Below are 19,836 nucleotides of genomic sequence, written 5' to 3'. Positions count from 1 at the left end.
AGGCCCCTATCCCATAATACCGGGCAAAAACAGGGCCAGCTGGGGGAAGGCAGTAACCAGTATCACTACGGCAAATATGGCCAGAAGAAAATATATGGCCCCCTTAAAAATCGTCTCCATGGGAACATCGGCCACACCGGCAATGACAAATATATTCAGCCCCAGGGGAGGGGTGATCAGACCGGCTTCCATCATCAAAACCGAGATAACCCCGAACCAGATGGGATTAAATCCCAGCTTTAAAATGGTAGGAAATATAACGGGCAGGGTCAATACCATCATGGAGGTGGCATCCAGAAAACAGCCGAGCACCAGGTAGGCCAAAAGGATCACCGCCAGAATGGCATACCGGGACAGGGCCAGCTTGGAAAGGGTCATGGACAGGGTCATGGGGATCATCGTCAGGGCCATGAAATAGGTGAACACATAGGCTCCGGCCAGAATCATGAAGATCATGACCGAAATCCGGGTGGTGGAGGCCATGGCCGTCTTCAGCGAAGGCCAGGTCAATTTTCTTCGCATCAGGGTGACCACGAAGAGGAAAAAGGCACCCAGGGCACCGGCTTCCGTGGGCGTAAAAAACCCCAGGTAGATCCCCCCCATGACCAGCAAAAAGACCACGATCAGTTCCCAGATGGTTTTCAGGGAAGCCATCTTATCCCTAAAAGGCACCCTCTCCGGATTGGCAGGGGCTGCCGAAGGTTTCAGCATCACCCAGGTGACAATGATCAATGCATAGGCCAGAGCCAGGATGAAACCGGGAATGAATCCGGACACCAGCAGCTTGCCGATGGACTGTTCCGTAAGGATGCCGTAGACCACAAACCCGATACTGGGGGGGATGAGAAACCCCAGGGTCCCGCCGGCAGCCACACTTCCCGTGGCCAGGCGGGTATCGTAGTTATACCTTTCCATTTCCGGCAGGGCCACCTTTCCCAGGGTGGCGGCCGTGGCCACGGAAGATCCGCAGATGGCGGCAAACCCGGAGCAGGCCCCGATGGTCGCGATCCCAAGCCCGCCGGGGAGGCGCCTCAGCCACTTGTCTGCGACCTTGTAAATTCCCTCGCTCAGGCCCGACACCGTGGCCAGCTCGCCCATGATGACAAACAGGGGGATCACGGTAAAAGAATAGGTGGTAAAAGTTCCGTAAAAGGATCGGAGCAGAGACGGCAGGGCCACGGAGATATCCGTGATCATGCTGATGCCCCAGAACCCGATAAAGGCCAGGGAGAATCCTATGGGCATGCCGATAAGCAATAGCAAAAAGAGTGCAGCGATTCCGATAATTCCAATAATTTGGGGGTCCATACAAGCTTCCTTATTAACTCAACAATGGGATAAATCTAGGGGATGGATCATGGCTGACTGCAGATCCGCTCAGGTATCAGACGCCTCTTCCCTGGTCTCTATACCGAAAATACCCAGAACCGATTCCATGAGACGGATCAGGATCACCAGACAGAGGATACCGGCGCCCAGGCTTAACAGCCAGTATAAAGGACTGATGGGAATGCCCAGGGTATCGGTGGTGGTCCCTGCATGGTGCTCCTCGATTCCAAGAACCCCGCCGTACCAGGTCAGCATAACCATAATCTGCAGGCTGAGCAGATTGGTCAGGGTTTCAATGACCCTTTCAACCCTCGGGGGGAGAACCTGGGTCAACATGGTGACTTTTACGTTTGCCCCAGCAAAATGGGTATAGGCCATCCCCAGGATGCCGAATATGGCCAGCATGAATTCGCCCATCTCAATAGACCCGGGGACGGGTTTGGAAAAGAAATACCGGCCTGCCACATCCACCGTGGTCAGGAACATCATGACCATGACCCAACCCATTCCAAGGAACAGTGCGATATTGGCCAGGCGTTCCACCCCTTTTCTGGCCCTTATGGTAATTTCAGCAAAGCAATTCATAAAATTTCGTTTCCTTTAGATCCAACCTGGGGGTATTCGTTTCCGGCCAGGCCGCAACCGGACCGGAAACAAAAAAACCCTCCTGGCTGCCGGCAGGATCAAGGCCTGCCAACAGCCATTTCCAGAAGGGGTTATTTAACCGGGCAGGAATTAAAGCTGACCCCGACCTTGTTCAATTCACCCTTGAACAGAGACAATGCCTTGTTGGCCTCAAGCCCCTTGCCCTCCATTTCCGTGGCCCAGTTGGCCAACATCTTGCCCAGGGTAGTGTCCCAGCGGGCCTGTTCCTCGTCGCTGAGGGCTTTGATTTCAATATCGTTACCAAAACTCTCCATGGTATCGGCGTACCAGTGTTCATCGAAGATCCCGGCTATTTTATAGGCGTTCCGTCCGACATCCTCCACAATCTCTTTCAGATCGTCGGGAAGCTTTTTCCAGAACCGCTCATTGACAAACAGACCCTCGGACACACAGCCAAAGGAGGTGGGAACGCCGTACTTGGCCACTTCGTACAGTTTAAAGGCCTTGACCAGGGCGGGGCAGGTGACCACACCGTCTATGACGCCGGTTTCCATGGACAGGTAGACATCTCCCAGGGGCATGAATACGGGGGTGGCGCCCAGGGCCTCAATGGCCCGGGTCTGGAGGCCGCCGGGACTGCGGATTTTCATTCCCTTTATGTCTTCCATGCTCTCCACCTTTTTGGTGGTCCATAGATGGGCCATGACGCAATTGTTGATGTGCAGTACCTTGATGCCCTTGAATTCCGAATTAAGCATCTTGTCGTGCATGGCCCTTCCGGCTTCCGCAGCCTTGGCTTTTGACGGACAGACAATGGGAGAGGAAAGGACGTCGGTTAAGGGGAACCTGCCCGGAGTCCAGCTCAGGGTGGCATATCCCATGTCCGAAAGACCGGTTTTTACGATATCATAATGATCCGGTCCCTTGCCAAGGGCGCCGCCGGCATACATGGTATAGGTCAGCCGCCCGTCGCTTCTCTTTTTCATCTCTTCCAGCATGGGGATCCACAGTTTTTTCACATCTGCTCCGGCCGGAACGTGCCAGGTGCTGAAGCGGATATTGTAGGTTTTTTCTTTGGCAAAGGTTTGGGGAACAACGCACAGACCTGCAACAACAAGCAAGGCCATCACGAATGAAAAGATTCTGACTTTTTTCATAATGTAACTCATTTTTCACTCCTTTAATAAATTCTGATTCAACATGTTATGATCATCCTTCTGTGCTGTCTTTCCAACAACCTATACACAAAAGGCCCCGTTACTATGTAAAGGCAGATTGCCAGCCGGTGAGGATCCCTTCCCCCACCGGCCGAGGCCAGACCCCTTGTCTACACCCACCTCTCCGTCACGGTTTTCTGGTCCAGGAAAAGACGCATTGAATCGATCCTGGATTTGGCACATCCCTGGGCAGATTCGTTCTTGGAACCCAGGGGGAAAAAAGCATAGGGCTGGGGAACGGCGACATTCAGCCCCACATTGCCCACATCGGCCTGCTTGGTGAATTTCCGGGCGGCAGATCCGTCTTTGGTAAAGATGCAGGCGGAATGGCCGTAGTTGTCCTTGTTGTTGATCAGGTCAAGGGCGTGGTCCAGATCTTTCACCCGGATGAGATTGGCCACCGGCCCAAAAGACTCCTCCCGTGCAATATGCATGTCCGGGTCCACGTCTTCAAAGATGGTGGGTCCCACAAAGAACCCTTTTTCACAACCTTCAACCTTGACATCCCTTCCATCCAGAATCAGCCTGGCCCCTTCGTCCACCCCTTTTTGGATAAAATCAAGGACGTTTTGTTTCCCCCTCTCGGAAACCAGGGGACCCAGTTCAGTGGATTCGTCCAGCCCGTATCCCATTTTCATTGTACCGGAAGCCTTGACAAAGGCATCCCTGAACTTGTCATAGGACTCGTCGCCCACGATCAGGATATTATCCGCGCCCAGGCATCTTTGCCCTGCCATACCATAGCAGCCCCGGAGAAGCCCGTTGACGGCGGAATCAAAATCCGCATCCGGCATGAGCACCACGTGATTTTTACCGTTGCCGTTAATGGAAGCCTCCTTGCCCAGCCGTCCGGCCTGGCTGAACAACTTCAGGCCCACACCCGTGGAGCCGATGAATCCCACCCCTTTGACATGGGGATGTTCCAGAATCTGGGCGTTGACATTCCGTCCTCCGTAGACCAGATTCATGAGTCCGGGGGGAAATCCCTTGACCTCCTCCACGGTTTCAAAAATGGCCTGGAGGCAGACAGGGTCCTCCTTGCTGGGGCTGACAATAACAGGGCACCCGCTGGCAATGGCATAGGGGACATAGGAAGACCAGGCATGCATGGGAATATTATTGGGTGTAACAATAAGAAAGACCCCCCTGGGCTCCCAGTACAGGGTCTGGTCTATCCCCCTGGCCAGCTCACTGACGTAGTCTCCCTTGGTCAGCAGCAGCAGGGCCGAGCAGGCGGACTCGATGTTCTCGATACACCGTCTCAGGGTTCCCACGGCCTCTCCCATGGTCCGGCCGTGGTCCTGAACCAGAATCCTGCACAGCCGGTCAAATCTCTCCTCGAACTTTCCCCGCAAATCAAAAAGATACCGGGCCTTGTCGCGAAGCGGAACACCTTTCCATACAGCCAGTGCCGACTGGGCCGATTCAATGGCCCTGTTCACCTCGTCTTCCGTGGCTGACGGAAAAGTTGCAATGGTCTCCCCTGTGGCCGGATTCACACTATTGTATACATCCGTTGACCGGGACTCCACCCACTCGCCGTTTACATAGAGCTTTAACTGTCCGTAATCTTTTTTTACTTCTTCTAAAATTGCCATTTTTTTCCTTTACGTTTTGTTCTTTATTCACAAAAAATATCAAGCTCTCCTGGCCCCAACCATTGAAATCGGCTGAAGGCTCTCCAAAATGCCCGGGGTGTTGAGCAGAAAATGCATGGCATCCAGCACATGTTCCTTCATCAGCTCCCTGGCATTCTTTTTATCTTTTATTGCAATACATTCTAAGATCTGCTGGTGATAGCGGTGGGATGCATTTAAATGCTCCCCATAACTCAGGGTCATAAAGCTGTACCGCATCACCTGTTTATGCAGGGTGGAGGCAAATTTAAGCAGCCTCTGGTTGCCCGCGATCTCTATGATTTTTGTATGAAAGGCATGGTGCAGTTCCTGGTATTTAAGGATGGAACCGGCCTCGGTTCCGGAGTTCTTTTTCATCCTTTTCACGAAGGAAAGAAGCTGGTTGATCTCCTCTTTGGTGATGCAGTCTACGGCATGGTCCGTTGCAATGGCATAAAGTTCCGCTTTCAGGCCGTAGACTTCCCTGAAATCACTTTCAGTCATCTGTGAGACAAAGGCCCCTTTCCGGGGCTTTCTGACCAGGAGCCCTTCCCCTTCAAGGCATTTTAAGGCCTCCCGGACCGGGGGACGGCTGATCCCCAGGTTGCCGGCGATATCATCCTCCTTGATCTGCTCACCGGGATTCAGTTTTCCGGTGATAATCAACTCTTCAATATACCGGGTGGCAATTTCAACCAGTGATACGGCTTCCATTTCTCTCCTTACCCGAGCCGTTTATTGCCTGCAGATATTTTTTTTCCGAATTTTTAATCTCTTCCTGCCTTTCAGTTTAAACCTTCTGCATTTGTTCTCAAATCAAGTTTCTGTTTTTATACTCATTTTACCCATGGATCCGGTCCCGATCTTTCTTGATCAATCTTTTACAATATTGTATACAATAGACAATTTTTGATTGTCAACATAAAAATATCAAAATAAAAAGCACATTTATGTTTATAAAAAATAGTCCATTTATGTATTTTATTTTTATAACTTAAAAAAGCAGCTTGAAATATAGAGCCAGCTTGACAAACCCGTACTCTTGTCCTACACCTTGTCAGCCATGTGGGTCAAAGTCCAGGAAAGGAAATCCCCATGTTCACATGTGGAAAAGATCGGATAAAAACCCTATGAAAATCGCTAAGGAAAAAACCGGTAATCCCCGGGCCGTCAAAGATCTTATCATCGCCGTCAAGGGAGGCGGAGACCTGGCCACAGGCATTGTCTGCCGTCTTTACCGGGCCCGGATCCGGAACATCTATGTAATGGAAGCCCCCATGCCCACGGCCGTAAGAAGAAAAGTGGCCTTTGCCCAGGCTCTTTACCAAGACAGGATCCAGGTGGAGGGGGTCACGGCCTGCCGGGCCCGGACCCCCGGTCAGATCCCGGCCGCCTGGGAAAAAGGACATATCCCGGTCCTGGCAGATCCCGGCTGGGAAAGTCTCAAAGCCTCTCCCCCGGACATTCTCATCGATGCCGTCATCGCCAAAAAAAACCTGGGCACCCGAATCTCGGACGCAGCACTGGTCCTTGGACTGGGCCCTGGATTTGAAGCGGGCCGGGACGTTCACCGGGTCATTGAAACAAAGCGGGGCCACAGCCTGGGCCAGGTGATTACCTCGGGTTCCGCCCTTGAGAACACCTCGGTTCCCGAAGCCGTAATGGGCTATTCTTCGGAGCGTGTCATCCGGGCGCCGGCCCCGGGCACCTACCGCACCCTTCTCCACATCGGCGACCGGGTGAGCCGGGGACAGGAGATCGGCCGAATCGGAAACCAGCCCGTCACCGCCCCCATCAGCGGCGTGATCCGGGGACTGGTCCACGACGGGGTGGCCCTGGCCCAGGGGAAAAAGCTCGGGGACGTGGACCCCAGGGATGATGTCCGATACTGCAGCATCATCTCAGACAAGGCCCGGGCCCTGGGCGGGGCCGTATTGGAAGCTGTCCTTGAACGATTTAATCTCTGACAGAACCCCGGAAGGGGGGCATACCGGCACCATACGGGTGGCCGGCATTATCCTGGCCGCAGGTCTGGGATCCCGCATGGGCCGGAACAAACCCTTGCTCCCCCTTGACGGCAGGCCCGTGATCGCCCATGTGATCGAAAATAGTCTGGCCGCCGGCCCCCCGGCCCTGGACCCCCTGGTCCTGGTCCTGGGATTTGAGGCCCGAAAAATCCGGCAGGCCCTGGGCCGCCTGCCGATCTCCATCGCCATCAACCCCTCCTATGAAAAGGGAATGGCCAGCTCCATCAAAACCGGGCTGTCCAGGGTGGCACAGCTTGAAAACCAGGACTCCGGCAGGCCCCGTCCCTGCACCGGGGCCCTGTTCATTCTGGGGGACCAGCCTTTGGTACCCTCCCGGGTCATTACCCGGCTGATCCGGGCTTCGGCCGACCACCCGGGCCGGATACTGGCCCCCAGCTTTAAGGGGAAACAGGGGAATCCGGTCCTCTTTGACCGTAAGTTCTTTTCAGACCTGGGCCTTCTCACCGGTGACACCAGGGGCCGGGACCTTTTCCAAAGCCACGCTTCGGACCTTCGAAAAATCGAGGTAGATACCCCGGCCATATGCCAGGACCTGGATACCTGGGAAGACTTCCAGGCCCTCTGCCGGACCCGAAAGGAAGAAAAATGAAACTGCTACAGGCCGTGACCCTGACCGATCCGGCCGTCATCTCCATTGTGGGAGCCGGGGGAAAGACATCATTGGCCTTTGCCCTTGCCCGGGAACTTGCCCGGCAGAAGAAAAAGGTTCTCATCACCACCACCACGGCCATGTTTCATCCGGGCAGAAACCAGAATCTGAAACCAGGCATCCCGGCACAGCATTTTGACCGGATCCTGATCGGCAGTGCCCAGGATCTTGGATCCCCCCTTCCCCGGGCCGGAGAAATCCGGGTGGGTGGCAGCGCAGTCAGGGGTTCCAAAATCAAGGGATATGAACCTGAAGCTCTTTCTCCTGTTCTGGATCATCCGGTATTTGATGCTGTTCTCATTGAAGCGGACGGGGCCCGGATGAGGCCGGTCAAGGCACCGGCCCCCCATGAGCCGGTAATCCCGCCCCAGACCCGGATGGTCATGGGCGTTATCGGCCTGGACTGCCTGGGCAGGGCCCTGGACGACGGAATCGCCCACCGGCCCAAACGCCTGGCCGGGCTTTCCGGCAGAAAAACCGGAGACCCCATCACACCGGATCTTTTGACGGATCTGGCCCTGGCAGAACAGGGGATCTTTAAATCCGCCGCTCAAAACATGGAAAAAATCCTGATTCTCAACAAGGCCGACACCCCGGAGCTGGCAGACCAGGGACTTGATATAGCCAAGAGAATCACCCAAAAGAACCCACCGATCCATGCCTGCCTGGTGGTCTCCCTGAAGGACAGCCCAAACCCGGTCAAATATGTCTGGCCGGGTTTGGAATAATTTCCCTAGGTTGATCCGGTTCTTGTTTGATATTCAAAGAAAAAATTGATACCATCAGATAAAATCAACCGAAAGTGAAAAATCCGCAATATTACAATTGATTAAATCCTAAAATCGCAAAAAGGATCCCCCATGCGGAAATCTATATTTTTTGTTGTGGTACCCCTTTTGATACTCTTCGGAACAAATTGTATTGCCCGGGAAAAATTGGTTTTCGGAGCCGTTGAAAATACACCGCCTTATGTATTTGAAGAAAATGATAAACTTGTTGGAATCGCAGTCGATATCTTCAAAGAAACCCAGATTAGAGCCGGGTTTGAAGCCATTATTCAACCATTGCCCGCAAAAAGGATGGTATTGTTTGGAACCCTAGGAAAAATCGATGGTTTTATTCAGAGCCATCTCAATTCATCCCGGAAAACCATAATTTATTCATCAATCCCGGGATATGAATCCATGTATTCTCTTTTTATGAAAAAAGGGGATGAACATAAATTTACCGGATCAAAACTGACGGACTTAAACGGGAAAAGAGTGGGCTGGAAACGGGGATATGGATTCACGAAAGAAATGAGTCAAGCCATTGAAAATGGAAATTTTATTGTAGAGGTAGTCAACGCATCCGAACAAAATCTGAAGAAACTGATTAATAATCGTATCGATTGCTTCATAGACAACCATTATGCAGTCATGTATCTGATAAAAACGATGAATTTAAAGGACAGGATCTCCTATTCAAGCTCTCCCTTTTTTCCCAAAAAAGGCATCTATATGGCAATCGGGAAAAAGGGGACTGGAATCAAAGATAAAAAGATATTTATGGATAAACTCAACGCCGCTTTGGAGTCAATTCATCAAGATCATACTGTGGATAAAATAGTAAGAAAATACATCGACAATTAGAATTTAATATACAGCTTCAATTTTCTCAATCAATGGAGCATGCGATTTCTTCCGCTTCGCTGATGCAGTACATGAGGTGGCGCGGGGATTTGGCATCCCCGATGAAATGAAATTTTGCCCGGCTCTCTTTTTCCAGTTTTTTGGCGTCCCGGACCGGCTGCTGCTTTTCCGAGATCACCACCGTGTCGAACCCGGCCAGGGTGACCGCTTCCGACTCCCCCTTGACCTTGAAAACGACCCCGTCGTCGCTAAAGGAGCGGATGTTCACATTCTTATATAGAACCACTTTATTCTTTTTCAACCGTTCCCTCAGGTAATACCGGTCATTGGAAGACATTTCCTCGGCAAAGCTCTTTTTGCGGTTGAGCACCACCACCTCTTTTCCCGGGTCGGCCAGGAAGTCTGCCGTGATCAGCCCGGTCATTCCCCCGCCCAGGACAATGACCTTTTCTCCGGCCTTATCCTTTCCCCGCAACAGGTCCACGTTGGTGACCAGGGCCATCTTTGATTGAAACAGACCTTTGATCACCGGCATATCCGGCATGGAGCCGGTGGCCAGGATGACCCGGTCCGGATTGATTTCCTTGAGAAACCCGGCCGTCAAGGGAGTATTGAAACAGATGCCGACACCCAGGCGGTTTAATTCCTGTCGGAAGAAATTGAGGATATCATCCAGTTCACCCCTACCCGGGGCTTTTGCGGCCAGGCTCAAAAGCCCGCCCGATGCCTCTTCTTTTTCACAGACTGTGACATCATGTCCCCTGAGGGCAAAGAGCCTTGCTGCGGCCATACCGGCAGGGCCGGCGCCCACCACCAGGATTTTCCTGGGGATGACCTGGCCGTCCTCCCGGTTCAGCCTGTACTCCCGGCCCACATTTGGATTGACCACACAGCCCCCGGGCTCCTTGGCCAGAACCGCGTGAATGCAGCCGAGGCAGCAGCCCACGCAGGGCCGGATCCGGTCGAACTCCCCTTTTTCAGCCTTGGCAGGATAACGGGGATCGGCGATAATGGACCGGCCCAGGGCTACCATATCTGCCTTGCCCTCTTGAATGATCCGGTCGGCATGCCTGGGATCCTTGATCCTCCCCACGGTGATCACGGGAAGCTCCACCACCTTTTTCACGGCCTCGGCCAGGTGAACAAAGCAGCCCTGGGGGGTGTACATGGAGGGAATGGTCAGCTCCGTGGACCCGTAAACTCCGCCGGATATGTGAAGGTATGCGGCCCCGGCCTTTTCCAGTCCGGGTGCCAGGCGCACCGTATCTTTCAATTCCCATCCGTTTTCAATATAGTCATTCCCGTTGATCCTCAGTCCCACGGGAAAATCCTTGCCTGCCTTTGTCCTGACGGCCTCCAGAATCTCGAACAAAAACCGGGTCCGGTTCTCAAAGGACCCGCCGTATTCATCCATGCGGATATTGGAGTTGGGAGCCATGAACTGGTTGATGAGATAGCCGTGGGCCCCGTGGATCTCCACAAAATCAAAGCCCGCCTCCCGGCACCGCCTTGCAGCCTCCCCAAAACAGGAGACCAGTTCACGGATCTCTTCGATTTCAAGGGCCCGGACCTCTCCCTTGACCACGGCCGGGGCCGGGATGGCCGAGGGAGCCACTTTTTCCGGGAGATAGGACTGACGGCCCCCGTGCATGAGCTGGACCCCGAATTTTACATCATAGGGTTTCACCCTCTCCACCATGGTCCTGAGACTCGGGATACAGGAGTCATCGTACATCTGGGGAAGGTCCGGCAGTTCCTGTCCGCCCGGGTGGACGCTGCCGCCGCCCACCAGCATCATCCCGACTCCGCCCTTGGCCCGCTCCACAAAATACTCCATGAGAGGGTCCGTGACATGGCAGTTCTCATCCACGCCAAAATTGATGCTCATGGCCGACATGAGCAGGCGGTTTTTCACGTCCATGGATCCGATCCGGATGGGGTTGAACAAATGGGATAACATCTATGGCAGCCTCCGATATTTTTTCGTGGATGGGTTCTAAATTTCTTTATAGGCGGATTGGAGACGGCTGCACAAGAGTTATTTTTCTTGGAAGATCTCTTCCAGCAAGGATTCGACCAGGGCGGCAAACCCGGGCCCGGTCTTTTTGTTTTTTAGAATTCCCCTGCCCGAGGCAGCCTTGAAAAACCGGGCGCAGGTATTTCTTTGGGCCGGTGAAAACTCAGATGAAAATCCGATCTTGCCGCTTCCCCTTTCCTTTGGAGCATCCCTCCGGCCGTGGGCCCGGTTAACGATCTGGGAATAATAAATCAAAGCCCGGTCCAGCAGGATGTAGAGGAATTGCAGGTTTCCATTGGGGCCCACCTGGAACCGGTCTCCGCCGAGCCGGATCCCGGGGCCGGAGATTTCAGCTATTTTTTTCCCTCCCATGACGGCGGATCCTGCGCCCAGGACTCCGCCCAGGGCCGTAAACAGGCCGAATGTCAGGCCATGAGCCGCCACATCCGCCACCACTCCCATGCTTCCGCCCAGAACCGCCCCGGCGGTTGCCAGTTGTTTTTGGGTCAGACCCAGCAGTTCCCAGGTCTGGCCTGAAAACAGGTCATGATCAAGCACGGAACAGTCGGGAAGGCCGAATTCATAGAGATGGTGCCGGAAAAGCAGGCGGATATTCTTGAACAACTCTCTCTCAATGGTTTTTATCCGGTTTTCATAGGCTTTGCCAAGCCTTTCCCTGACCATGACCCGGTCTGATTCCGGGGTGATTTTCTCATAAAGGACCAGGCCCAGGCTTTTTTCAATGGCCTGGGTGATATAGGCGGCCGTGAGCCGGTTCCGCCGTTTCATCTCTTCTTTAAAGGCCCGGATTACCCCAGTGACGTCGGCTTCCCAGTCCTGGTCAATTGCCTTGAGGCTCTCCAGCATCCGGATCCGTTCATGAAAATCAGCCCGGTTGGAATTAAAGAGCCGGATGGCGTTGAAATGCTTCCGGAATTCCATGCGCCATTGGGCGGTATGGTCTTTTTCCCGGGATTTGGAGTTGATAACGGCCATGCGGGGCCGGCCCGTAAGCCTGAGAATTTCCATTTCAGCGATATCATCCGGCCGAACCGGGCGGGATCCGTCCACCACATAGATAATACCGGCACCCCTGGCCACAGGGGTCAAAAGCTCGCACTCATCTGCATAAAAGGGGTCGGATCCAAAGGTTTGAATAAAGGTCTTAAGGATCACGGCCGGGTCTCCCTTATACCCTCTGAACCACTCCAGGGTCTGCCGGGGGACCTGGAACCCAGGGGTATCCACGAAACGGATGATCTCTTTTCCGTCCACCTTGACCCGATAGATCCGGGAAACCTTTGTCTCCCCGGGTACCCGGCTGACCCGGATCTGATCGTCTTCGGTCAGGGTGGAGACCACGGAGGACTTCCCCTCGTTGGGATGGCCCAGGACGGCAAACTCGGGAACAATCTTCTCATCCTTTACGTCTTTATCCTTCATCCTTCATCCTTTCCGAAAGCCCCTCCACCATAATCCCGGGAATCCCGAGCTTGTCAACGGCTCTCTTCCAGACCCGGGCATCCATGTCATCCGGATCAACAAAAAGATCCCCCTCCCCGGGGGTCCGGGTGAGGAAGAGCCACAGGGGTCTTGTCTCCAGCATCTGGGTTTTCAATTGAACAAGATAATGGAGAATCCCCCTGATGGGCGGCTGCCAAACCTCCTGGAGCAGAACCACATGCCCGGGAAGGCCCTGTTCCAGCTCCTCCAGGGACGCCCTGTCCGTTTCATAGTCAAAGGAGGCATGAACCCGGTTTCTGATATCAAAAGCCAATTGCCTGTTGATCATCGGGACAATGGATTCAAGCACCTCTTCTCCGTAAATCGACTCGGAAGCCAGAATCAGTGCCGGGACGGGAGAAACCAGGGAATTACGGACCCGGTCCTTTTGGGCCGAAACCGGATTCGATTCAAAATGTTTTAAGGGGGACTCTTTTCTTTCGGAATCGGGGTAGTCCCGGCCCAGGGAACCGGGAAGGGATTCGTCCGCTCCCATATCCATGACCGGGGTCTGCATCCGGATCAAAAGCTTTCTGAACCTGGGCCCGCTGAAATCGAACCGGTTCACCCTCTGCCGGCCTGCGGCCTTGGCTGCCAGAATCAAAAGGATCCTGGGAAGGATTGCATAGAACAGGATGGCCATGCTGAGGAAAGGCCACCAGGAAACCAAATTTTCCGTGGCAAGGGATTCAATTCCCTGTTTCAGGATGATCCTGGACCCTTCAATCTGGCCAAGGCCGGGGACGGCATCGGGAAAAAGCCAGGACCAGGGAAGGGCGATCTGATGGACCAGTCTGAACACGTGGCCGGCACCGGCACTGAGGGTGGACTGCCACCCAAAGGCCATGTCGGTGATCACCACTCTGAAAAGGGTTCCTGCAAGGGTTCCCAGGGAAAAACAGAGGGCAAACAGGGAGGGAAGAACAAACAGGGGCCAGAAAAAAAGGGGACCGTATTCAAGCCGCTTTCTGGAAAAAAGGGAAAAAACATGGTCCAGGCTGTCCCGGCCACCCTCCACGGGAGCAAAAACAAGCCGGCCTGTTTTCTGGATAAGTCTGGGAAGCCATTTAAAGGCCAGAAAGGGCATCAGGGACTGGAACACGGATTTGCTGCGCCCCAGGAATACAAAGACCAGGGAGCCCATAAAAAGGAGAAAAGGCAGAAGAACAAAACCGGTAAAGAACAGGGTGACGTTTACGGGGCGGCTTCCGTGGTAAGCCAGGAATGAATAAGCCGTGCCCACCCCCGTGACCAGTCCCAGAAAAACCAAGAACCGGGCCGCCCAGCCAAGGGTGAGGTTGAAAACTTTTCCGGGAAGAAAAGCCGGGCCGGACCGGTCAAAGAAAACCAGTCGTCTGAATTCCAGCCAGGAAGCCAGGATCTGTTTTTCATCCAGATTCTCCTGGTTCAGCTGCCTGAAAATATCCCGGTCCCTGGCCGAGATATCCTCTGGTTTTTCTCCTGGATTTTTCCCCCGCAACCCGGTGTTTTCTCCCCCATTCCCCTCCATGACCTGTTCGTCCAGGCCCAGAAGATAATCGAGATCGATAATATCTTTTAGTTGAAGGGTCATGTTTTTCCTTAGCAGATCACGGCATTTTTCACAATTATGTTCGAGAATTCGTCAAGAAGAGAGGTCTTGAGATTCCACCGGTGCCAGTAGAGGGGAACCCGGATATGATGATCCGGTGCCAGATCCACCAGGATGCCGTTTTCCAGGTGCTTTTTGCCCTGGAGATCGGGCACCATCCCGTAGGCCAGCCCGTCCAGGATCACCTGGACAAACTTTTCCGAAGAGGGCACATAGTGGATGGGAATCTTCCCAAGGGAGCGGCCCAGGAACTGGCGGAAAAATTTTAAATGAAGGTCGTCCTTTCTGTTGAAGATAACGGCCGGTACATTGTCCATCCCGCCGGATTCAATCCCCCCGGGAAAATAGCGCCGGCAGAAGTCCTGGGCCGCCACCAGGCGGTAGTTCATCTCCCCGATAAACCTGGCGCTGCACCCCTGTACCGGAGTCTGCTCGGAACTGATACAGCCGGCCACATCCCCGTCCCTGAGCAGTTTATGGGTCTGATCCTGGTCATCTACCTTCAGGTCCAGAAGAATGGGCCGGACCCTTAAAAAATCCTTCACCGCCGGAAAAAACCAGGTGGCCAGGCTGTCGGCATTGATGCCCAGGGAAAGGGTTTGAAAGCCTGGAGAATCAGGCCCTTTCAGACTATTTTCCAGGTCTCTTTCAAGGCTTTGAACCTGGGAAAAATGTTTTAGCAGGATTTTTCCCTCCCCAGTGGGCCGAGGAGGCGTTGTCCGGGTGACCAGAAGACCACCCACCAGATCTTCCAAAAGCCGAATCCGCTGGGACACGGCAGACTGGGTGATGTTGAGTCTCTGGGAGGCCCGGTCAAATCCGCCTTCCCGGACCACGGCATCCAGGGCGTGGAGAAGTTTATAATCAAGCATGATTTTTCCGGAAAGTTTCCAGGCCATTACGTACCAGGCTTTCCAGCATATTGTAAGGCTGGGCTCCCACCAGCCGTTCATTTCCCATGATAAAGCTGGGAACGGCAGTGATGCCCTTTTCCCGGGAAAGGGTCCAGTCCCGGTCGACGGCAGGGCCAAAGCGTCTCTCGTCCAAGACCCGGCTTCCTTCTTTGATATCCAGGCCCACCGATTCCATCAGATCCAAAAGCACTTCCTTTTGGGCCAGGTTGAGTCCCTCGACAAAATAGGCCCTGAATGCCGCGTTGTGGAATTCATGCCCTTTTCCCATGGTTTCGGCCCAGAGCCCGGCTTCCTGGGCCAGACGGGTATTATAGGTCATTTTCCTGTCTCCAAAGGGCAGCCCCAGACTCTCGGCCTTTGCCTTGAGTTGATCCACCACCCGGTCCACATCCGCCGGCATTCCCTTTTTTCGGAACAATTCCTCCAGGGTCAACCCCTCCAAAGGGGTATCCGGGTGCAGGGGAAAGGCCCTCCATTTTATCCGGATCCCATGATTTTTCTGCAGTTTTTCAATACTCCCGGTAATGAAGTAACACCAGGGTCAGACATAATCGGAATAGATTTCAAGTATTGCTTTCTCGGCCATGTGTATCTCCTTATAGATTCAAGCGGTTCAGCGGTTCAAAACAGATCCGTATTTTTTTTCCATGGTTCCGGGCAGTCAGGACCGCACTTCCGACATTTTAATAAGATAACCAGTATGGAGAACGATACAAGCCCGTTTAAATAAATTTTACTAATGAATTATAAAATAAATTAATTTTACTTCATATCCTCCTTTTTGTAGGCTTGGCTGAAATCAAAACCCAGGCCTAGGAGACCGGATCGATTTGGAATTGACATTTTTGAAGGGCATGGCCACAGGAGGAGGACTGATCCTGGCCATCGGCGCCCAGAACGCCTTTGTCCTGAGCCAGGGGGTGAGAAAAAACCACATCCTGGTCATCCCCCTGATCTGCGCACTCTGCGATGCCGTTCTCATCTCGCTGGGGGTCATGGGCCTGGGCAAGGTCATCGCTTCCAGCCGGATCCTTTCCCTGGCCACCGGGATCGGAGGCGCCGTTTTTCTGTTCTGGTACGGAGCCGGGGCCTTTTGGTCCGCCTATGGAGGCGGCCGCCTGGAACCGGATCAGGCCGGAAAACCCTCTTTAAAGTCTGCCGTCCTGGCCACCCTGGCCGTCACCCTGCTCAATCCCCATGTCTATATCGACACCATCATCCTCCTGGGCAGTCTTGCCGGCCAGTTCCAGGACCCGGGAAGAATGCTCTTCGGGGCCGGTGCCATGACCGCCTCCTTTATCTGGTTTTTCACCCTGAGCATAGGCGCAACCCTGCTTGCCCCCCTTTTTAAAAGGGAGATCTCCTGGCGGATCCTGGACTCTTCCGTGGGGCTGGTCATGTGGGCCATCGGACTTTCCGTTCTCCGGGATGTGCTGGCCAGATTATAGCCCGGATTTTTTCTCCTGACTTTTTTCAACCCCCTTGGAATTTATCAGTTTTCTATGTATATAGGGGACAATGAATATTTTCACAAAAACCCTTCTGTCCATACTGCCCCTGGTGATCCTCTTTGCTTTCACCGCCATGGGCATCTCCTATTATCTTTCCCGTTCCGCCCTGACCGATCTTGGGGAAACCTGGCTGGATACCCGTCTTTCAGAAGCCATGGACATTGTTCGGGCCCAGGAAGAAGCCATCCAGGAATACGGTCTGGGAGAGGTTCCGGCCAGCATTGCCAAGGCCAAGATGGATGCTGCAGCAGAAATTTCAGGCATCGGAGTGGGGAAAAAGGGATATATCTTTGCCCTGGACAAAAAAGGCATGGTCGTAATTCATCCCAGTAAATATATTCTGGATACGGACATGAGCATTGAATCATGGTTCCCGGAACTCAAGAAAGGCCCTGGGAGGCTTCTGCTGGATGTGGGAGGAGAGGAAAGCCTTGCCAGGTTTAATTATTTTCCGCCCTGGGACTGGTATATCCTGGCCGTGGATCCCATGCAGGAGGTATACGGGGTGTCCAACCGGATGAAACCCATTCTCTACACCCTTGGGATCTCAGGGGCCCTTATGATCACCCTGGCATTGATGTTCCTGACCCGCCGCCTGACCCGGCCTCTGGATGAACTGGTGCAGGGAATAGAAAAAATCGGCAAGGGGAACCTGGACACCCGGATTCCCGTCCAATCCAATGACGAATTCGGCCGCCTGGCAGAGGGGTTCAACCAGATGACCCGCCGTCTCCAGGAGAGCCTCAAGGCATTAAAACACAGTGAAGAGCATTTCCGGGCCCTCATAGAAAATTCAAACGACATGATCTGGATCGTGGACAGCCAGGCCTGTTATACCTATGTCAGCCCTTCCACCCGGCGGATTCTGGGATATTCCCCGGAAGAACTCATGGGAAGGTCAGCCTTTGAACTGATTCATCCCGATGACAGGGAGGAGGTCATTGAACGGTTTCATCTGCGGCTCCGGGGCAAAATGGGATCCAAGCCCACGGAACAGCGATTCAGACACAAGGATGAGTATTGGTCCACCATAGAATCCATTGCCCAGAATCTCCTGGATCATCCGGCCATCCGGGGAGTTGTGATTAACTCCAGGGATATTACCAAACGAAAAAAAGTCGAAGAGGCCCTTAAGATTTCGCACCGGGCGCTTGAAAAGCGGGTTGAAGGCCGGGACCCGGAAACCGATTAATTCTTTTTCGGGAAAACCAGGGACCGGATCCAGCCCCAGGTCGTGTTTCCCTCAAGAAATCCCTTTTCGCAGGTCGCAAGCTCCCTGTTCATCTTTTCCGTATCCCCGAACCGGTCTTTCCGGGTGATGATCTCTCTGCCCGGGTCAAGCCTCCGGACCACCCGGGCGGGATTGCCTGCGGCGATCACGTTTTCCGGGATATCCGAAGTCACCACGGATCCGGCCCCGACAATGGAATTTTCCCCGATGGTCACCCCTTTGCAGACAATGGCGGAATCTCCGATCCACACGTTTTTTTCCAGCACCACCCGGCTGTTCTCCCTGGGGGGCATGGACCGGTCATAGATGCCGTGCCAGTCTGAATCCGTGATATAGACATGGCTGGCCAGCATGGACGACTCGCCGATGGAAATGGAATTGGCCGCACTGATTCTCACACCGGGGGAGATCAGGACGTGATCCTCGATATGAATACCGTCGATCCCTTTCTTTTCAGACCAGACCGTCAGCCTTGTCTTTTTATCCGAGCAGCCCAGAAGGGTGATATTGTTACCGATGCGGATGGGGGAGCCAAAGATCTCGATGTGCCAGGGTTTTACGATAAATGGATTTTTGCCCAGAAGGGAAAGCCTGGGTTCCAGGTAGCGGTCCACATAGAAATCAAGAAACCGGTACCAGGCCTTTTTGATGTAATAGGGCCGGCAGTCTTTCATCAATTGGCCGAGTCCCTGAATACATATCCCTGCCAGGCCTCGTGACGGAACAGGCGGCAGGCCGGGGTCAGCCCGTAAAGGGCATCGGCGGCCATGGCCACCACCGCATTGGTCCAGGATATTTTTTCCTCGGGCCAGATCACCATATCCGGATAGGTATATCCGCACCAGAAGGTCTTGTCTTCATAGACCCGGTCCAGGATCCAGGAGAATACGATTTCCGCCTTTTTCCTTTCCCCCATGGCGTGGAGGGCCAGGACCAGCTCCGAGGTTTCGGCAAGGGTCACCCAGGGCTGGTCCGAGACACACCGGCAGCCCTGGCCTTCGATGACGTACTTGTTCCAGTACTTTTCCATGCGGGCCCGGGCCCGGTCTCCCCGGATGGCCCCGCACAGGACAGGATAAAACCAGTACATGGAATACCTGGCCTTGGATACATTGTACAGGTGGGTGTTTTCCTGGATGGATCTTTCCAGGAGTTCAAAGGATCTCTGCCAGCGGGGCCGGGTCTTCCCAAGAATGCAGCCAATGGCCAGGGCACATCTGAGACTCATGAAAATAGAGCTTGACCCGGCCAGCAGGGACATGGGGTCTGCTTTTCCCTGGGGACTTTTTGCCCAATAGACCTCTCCGGTGCCGGTCTGGAGGCTCAGGGCAAACTCCACCCCTTTTTCCATGCACGGCCAATAGGTCCTCAGCCACTCAATATCCCGGGTGACCAGATAGGTATGAAAGAGGCCCACGGCCAGGTAACAGGCCATATGGGTCTCCCGGGTTCTGTCCTGGGGCCGGCCGTCCATATAGGAAGAAAACCAGGACCCGTCCCGGTTCTGGTTCCGGGCCAGCCAGTCAAAGGCCCGTCCGGATTCCCTGAAATATCCGCCGATGTTCAGTCCCATGACAGACTCCACCAGGTCCCAGGGATCGGTTTTTCCGTTTTCATGCCAGGGGATGTCCCCTGAATCTCTCTGAAGTCCGGCAACCAGGCCGATAACTGAAGCAATGTTCAGGTCAGAGATCTCTTTTATCTTTTCCGGGGTCCGGACCATTGCCGTGTCTCCAAATTAATAATAGTCTTTCAGACTGGAGATTCAACCTACCAAACCCTGGGCAATTTGACAAGGATCCTTGATTTTTATTCATGAATAGTGATTCATATTTGATTTTTTTGAGCCAAACCCGCCTGACACATGGACATTCCTCTGATATAAAATTGATATAACTCTTGGAAATTAATTGTTTTTTCTAAAAATAGATCCAGGAGAAATCCAAAATCTTTTTCCTTGACAACCCCGGGGT

At 53.6% G+C, this 19,836-nt stretch carries 17 protein-coding genes and 1 pseudogene; 6 read left to right on the top strand and 12 right to left on the bottom strand.

Annotation, left to right across the window (positions count from 1 at the left end; all coding sequences use genetic code 11):
* Positions 1-6: 6 nt before the first annotated feature.
* From F608_RS0116000 to F608_RS0115975, 5 genes are all read right to left on the bottom strand, one after another.
* Positions 7-1,308, bottom strand: a complete 1,302-nt coding sequence (locus F608_RS0116000; protein ID WP_022666663.1) for a TRAP transporter large permease — start codon at positions 1,306-1,308, stop codon at positions 7-9.
* Between the two features lie 69 nt (positions 1,309-1,377).
* A complete protein-coding gene (locus F608_RS32240) occupies positions 1,378-1,914 on the bottom strand; it encodes a TRAP transporter small permease (protein WP_022666662.1) in 537 nt (178 codons plus the stop codon).
* A gap of 131 nt (positions 1,915-2,045) precedes the next feature.
* On the bottom strand, positions 2,046-3,104 hold the full coding sequence (locus F608_RS0115985) for a TRAP transporter substrate-binding protein (RefSeq protein ID WP_022666660.1): 1,059 nt from the start codon (positions 3,102-3,104) through the stop codon (positions 2,046-2,048).
* A 158-nt stretch (positions 3,105-3,262) separates the two neighbouring features.
* Positions 3,263-4,750 carry an aldehyde dehydrogenase family protein gene (locus F608_RS0115980; RefSeq protein ID WP_022666659.1) on the bottom strand — a complete coding sequence of 496 codons (1,488 nt, stop codon included), beginning with the start codon at positions 4,748-4,750 and terminating at the stop codon, positions 3,263-3,265.
* Positions 4,751-4,789: 39 nt separating this feature from the next.
* Positions 4,790-5,482, bottom strand: a complete 693-nt coding sequence (locus F608_RS0115975) for a GntR family transcriptional regulator (RefSeq protein ID WP_022666658.1) — start codon at positions 5,480-5,482, stop codon at positions 4,790-4,792.
* A gap of 416 nt (positions 5,483-5,898) precedes the next feature.
* Here F608_RS0115975 and yqeB point away from each other — a divergent pair, with 416 nt between their 5' ends.
* The 4 genes from yqeB (at position 5,899) to F608_RS0115955 (ending at position 9,096) form a co-directional block, all read left to right on the top strand.
* Positions 5,899-6,735, top strand: coding sequence for a selenium-dependent molybdenum cofactor biosynthesis protein YqeB (gene yqeB, locus F608_RS32235; RefSeq protein WP_084681250.1), 837 nt, complete (start codon positions 5,899-5,901; stop codon positions 6,733-6,735).
* Positions 6,716-7,405, top strand: a complete 690-nt coding sequence (locus F608_RS0115965) for a nucleotidyltransferase family protein (protein WP_022666656.1) — start codon at positions 6,716-6,718, stop codon at positions 7,403-7,405. Before yqeB ends, F608_RS0115965 begins: the two co-directional genes overlap by 20 nt.
* Complete coding sequence (gene yqeC, locus F608_RS32230; RefSeq protein ID WP_022666655.1) at positions 7,402-8,193, top strand: selenium cofactor biosynthesis protein YqeC; 792 nt, start codon at positions 7,402-7,404, stop codon at positions 8,191-8,193. The genes F608_RS0115965 and yqeC overlap by 4 nt, the downstream gene beginning before the upstream one ends.
* Positions 8,194-8,325: 132 nt before the next feature.
* The gene (locus tag F608_RS0115955; protein ID WP_022666654.1) at positions 8,326-9,096 is read left to right on the top strand and encodes a substrate-binding periplasmic protein; all 771 of its coding nucleotides are present in this window, start codon (positions 8,326-8,328) and stop codon (positions 9,094-9,096) included.
* A 25-nt stretch (positions 9,097-9,121) separates the two neighbouring features.
* Here F608_RS0115955 and F608_RS0115950 read toward each other — a convergent pair whose 3' ends face one another.
* From F608_RS0115950 to F608_RS32225, 5 genes and pseudogenes are all read right to left on the bottom strand, one after another.
* Positions 9,122-11,056 (bottom strand): oxidoreductase, encoded by a 1,935-nt coding sequence (locus tag F608_RS0115950; protein ID WP_022666653.1) that lies wholly within the window; start codon positions 11,054-11,056, stop codon positions 9,122-9,124.
* Positions 11,057-11,134: 78 nt separating this feature from the next.
* Entirely contained in the window at positions 11,135-12,556 is a 1,422-nt protein-coding gene (locus F608_RS0115945) for a GTPase/DUF3482 domain-containing protein (protein WP_022666652.1), read from the bottom strand.
* Positions 12,546-14,189 (bottom strand): DUF2868 domain-containing protein, encoded by a 1,644-nt coding sequence (locus F608_RS0115940; RefSeq protein ID WP_022666651.1) that lies wholly within the window; start codon positions 14,187-14,189, stop codon positions 12,546-12,548. Before F608_RS0115940 ends, F608_RS0115945 begins: the two co-directional genes overlap by 11 nt.
* An 8-nt stretch (positions 14,190-14,197) precedes the next feature.
* On the bottom strand, positions 14,198-15,079 hold the full coding sequence (locus F608_RS0115935; RefSeq protein ID WP_027362815.1) for a LysR family transcriptional regulator ArgP: 882 nt from the start codon (positions 15,077-15,079) through the stop codon (positions 14,198-14,200).
* A pseudogene (locus F608_RS32225) lies at positions 15,072-15,650 on the bottom strand (DsbA family oxidoreductase); the annotation flags it as partial. The pseudogene F608_RS32225 and the gene F608_RS0115935, both read right to left, overlap by 8 nt.
* A 301-nt stretch (positions 15,651-15,951) precedes the next feature.
* Here F608_RS32225 and F608_RS0115925 point away from each other — a divergent pair.
* Together F608_RS0115925 and F608_RS0115920 are read left to right on the top strand one after the other, a co-directional pair.
* Positions 15,952-16,569, top strand: a complete 618-nt coding sequence (locus F608_RS0115925; protein WP_022666648.1) for a LysE/ArgO family amino acid transporter — start codon at positions 15,952-15,954, stop codon at positions 16,567-16,569.
* Positions 16,570-16,639: 70 nt separating this feature from the next.
* Positions 16,640-17,824: a PAS domain S-box protein gene (locus F608_RS0115920; RefSeq protein ID WP_022666646.1), complete on the top strand. Its 1,185-nt coding sequence runs from the start codon at positions 16,640-16,642 to the stop codon at positions 17,822-17,824.
* Here the strand turns inward: F608_RS0115920 and F608_RS0115915 are convergent.
* The gene (locus tag F608_RS0115915) at positions 17,821-18,537 is read right to left on the bottom strand and encodes an acyltransferase (RefSeq protein ID WP_341833814.1); all 717 of its coding nucleotides are present in this window, start codon (positions 18,535-18,537) and stop codon (positions 17,821-17,823) included. The two genes, F608_RS0115920 and F608_RS0115915, sit on opposite strands and share 4 nt — an antisense overlap.
* The gene (locus F608_RS0115910; protein ID WP_022666644.1) at positions 18,537-19,586 is read right to left on the bottom strand and encodes a hypothetical protein; all 1,050 of its coding nucleotides are present in this window, start codon (positions 19,584-19,586) and stop codon (positions 18,537-18,539) included. Before F608_RS0115910 ends, F608_RS0115915 begins: the two co-directional genes overlap by 1 nt.
* Positions 19,587-19,836: the final 250 nt, after the last annotated feature.

It is taken from the genome of Desulfospira joergensenii DSM 10085, from assembly GCF_000420085.1.
Taxonomy (GTDB): Bacteria; Desulfobacterota; Desulfobacteria; order Desulfobacterales; family Desulfobacteraceae; genus Desulfospira; species Desulfospira joergensenii.
Note: the sequence above shows the minus strand (reverse complement) of the source record. Positions and strands in the feature narration are given on the sequence as shown.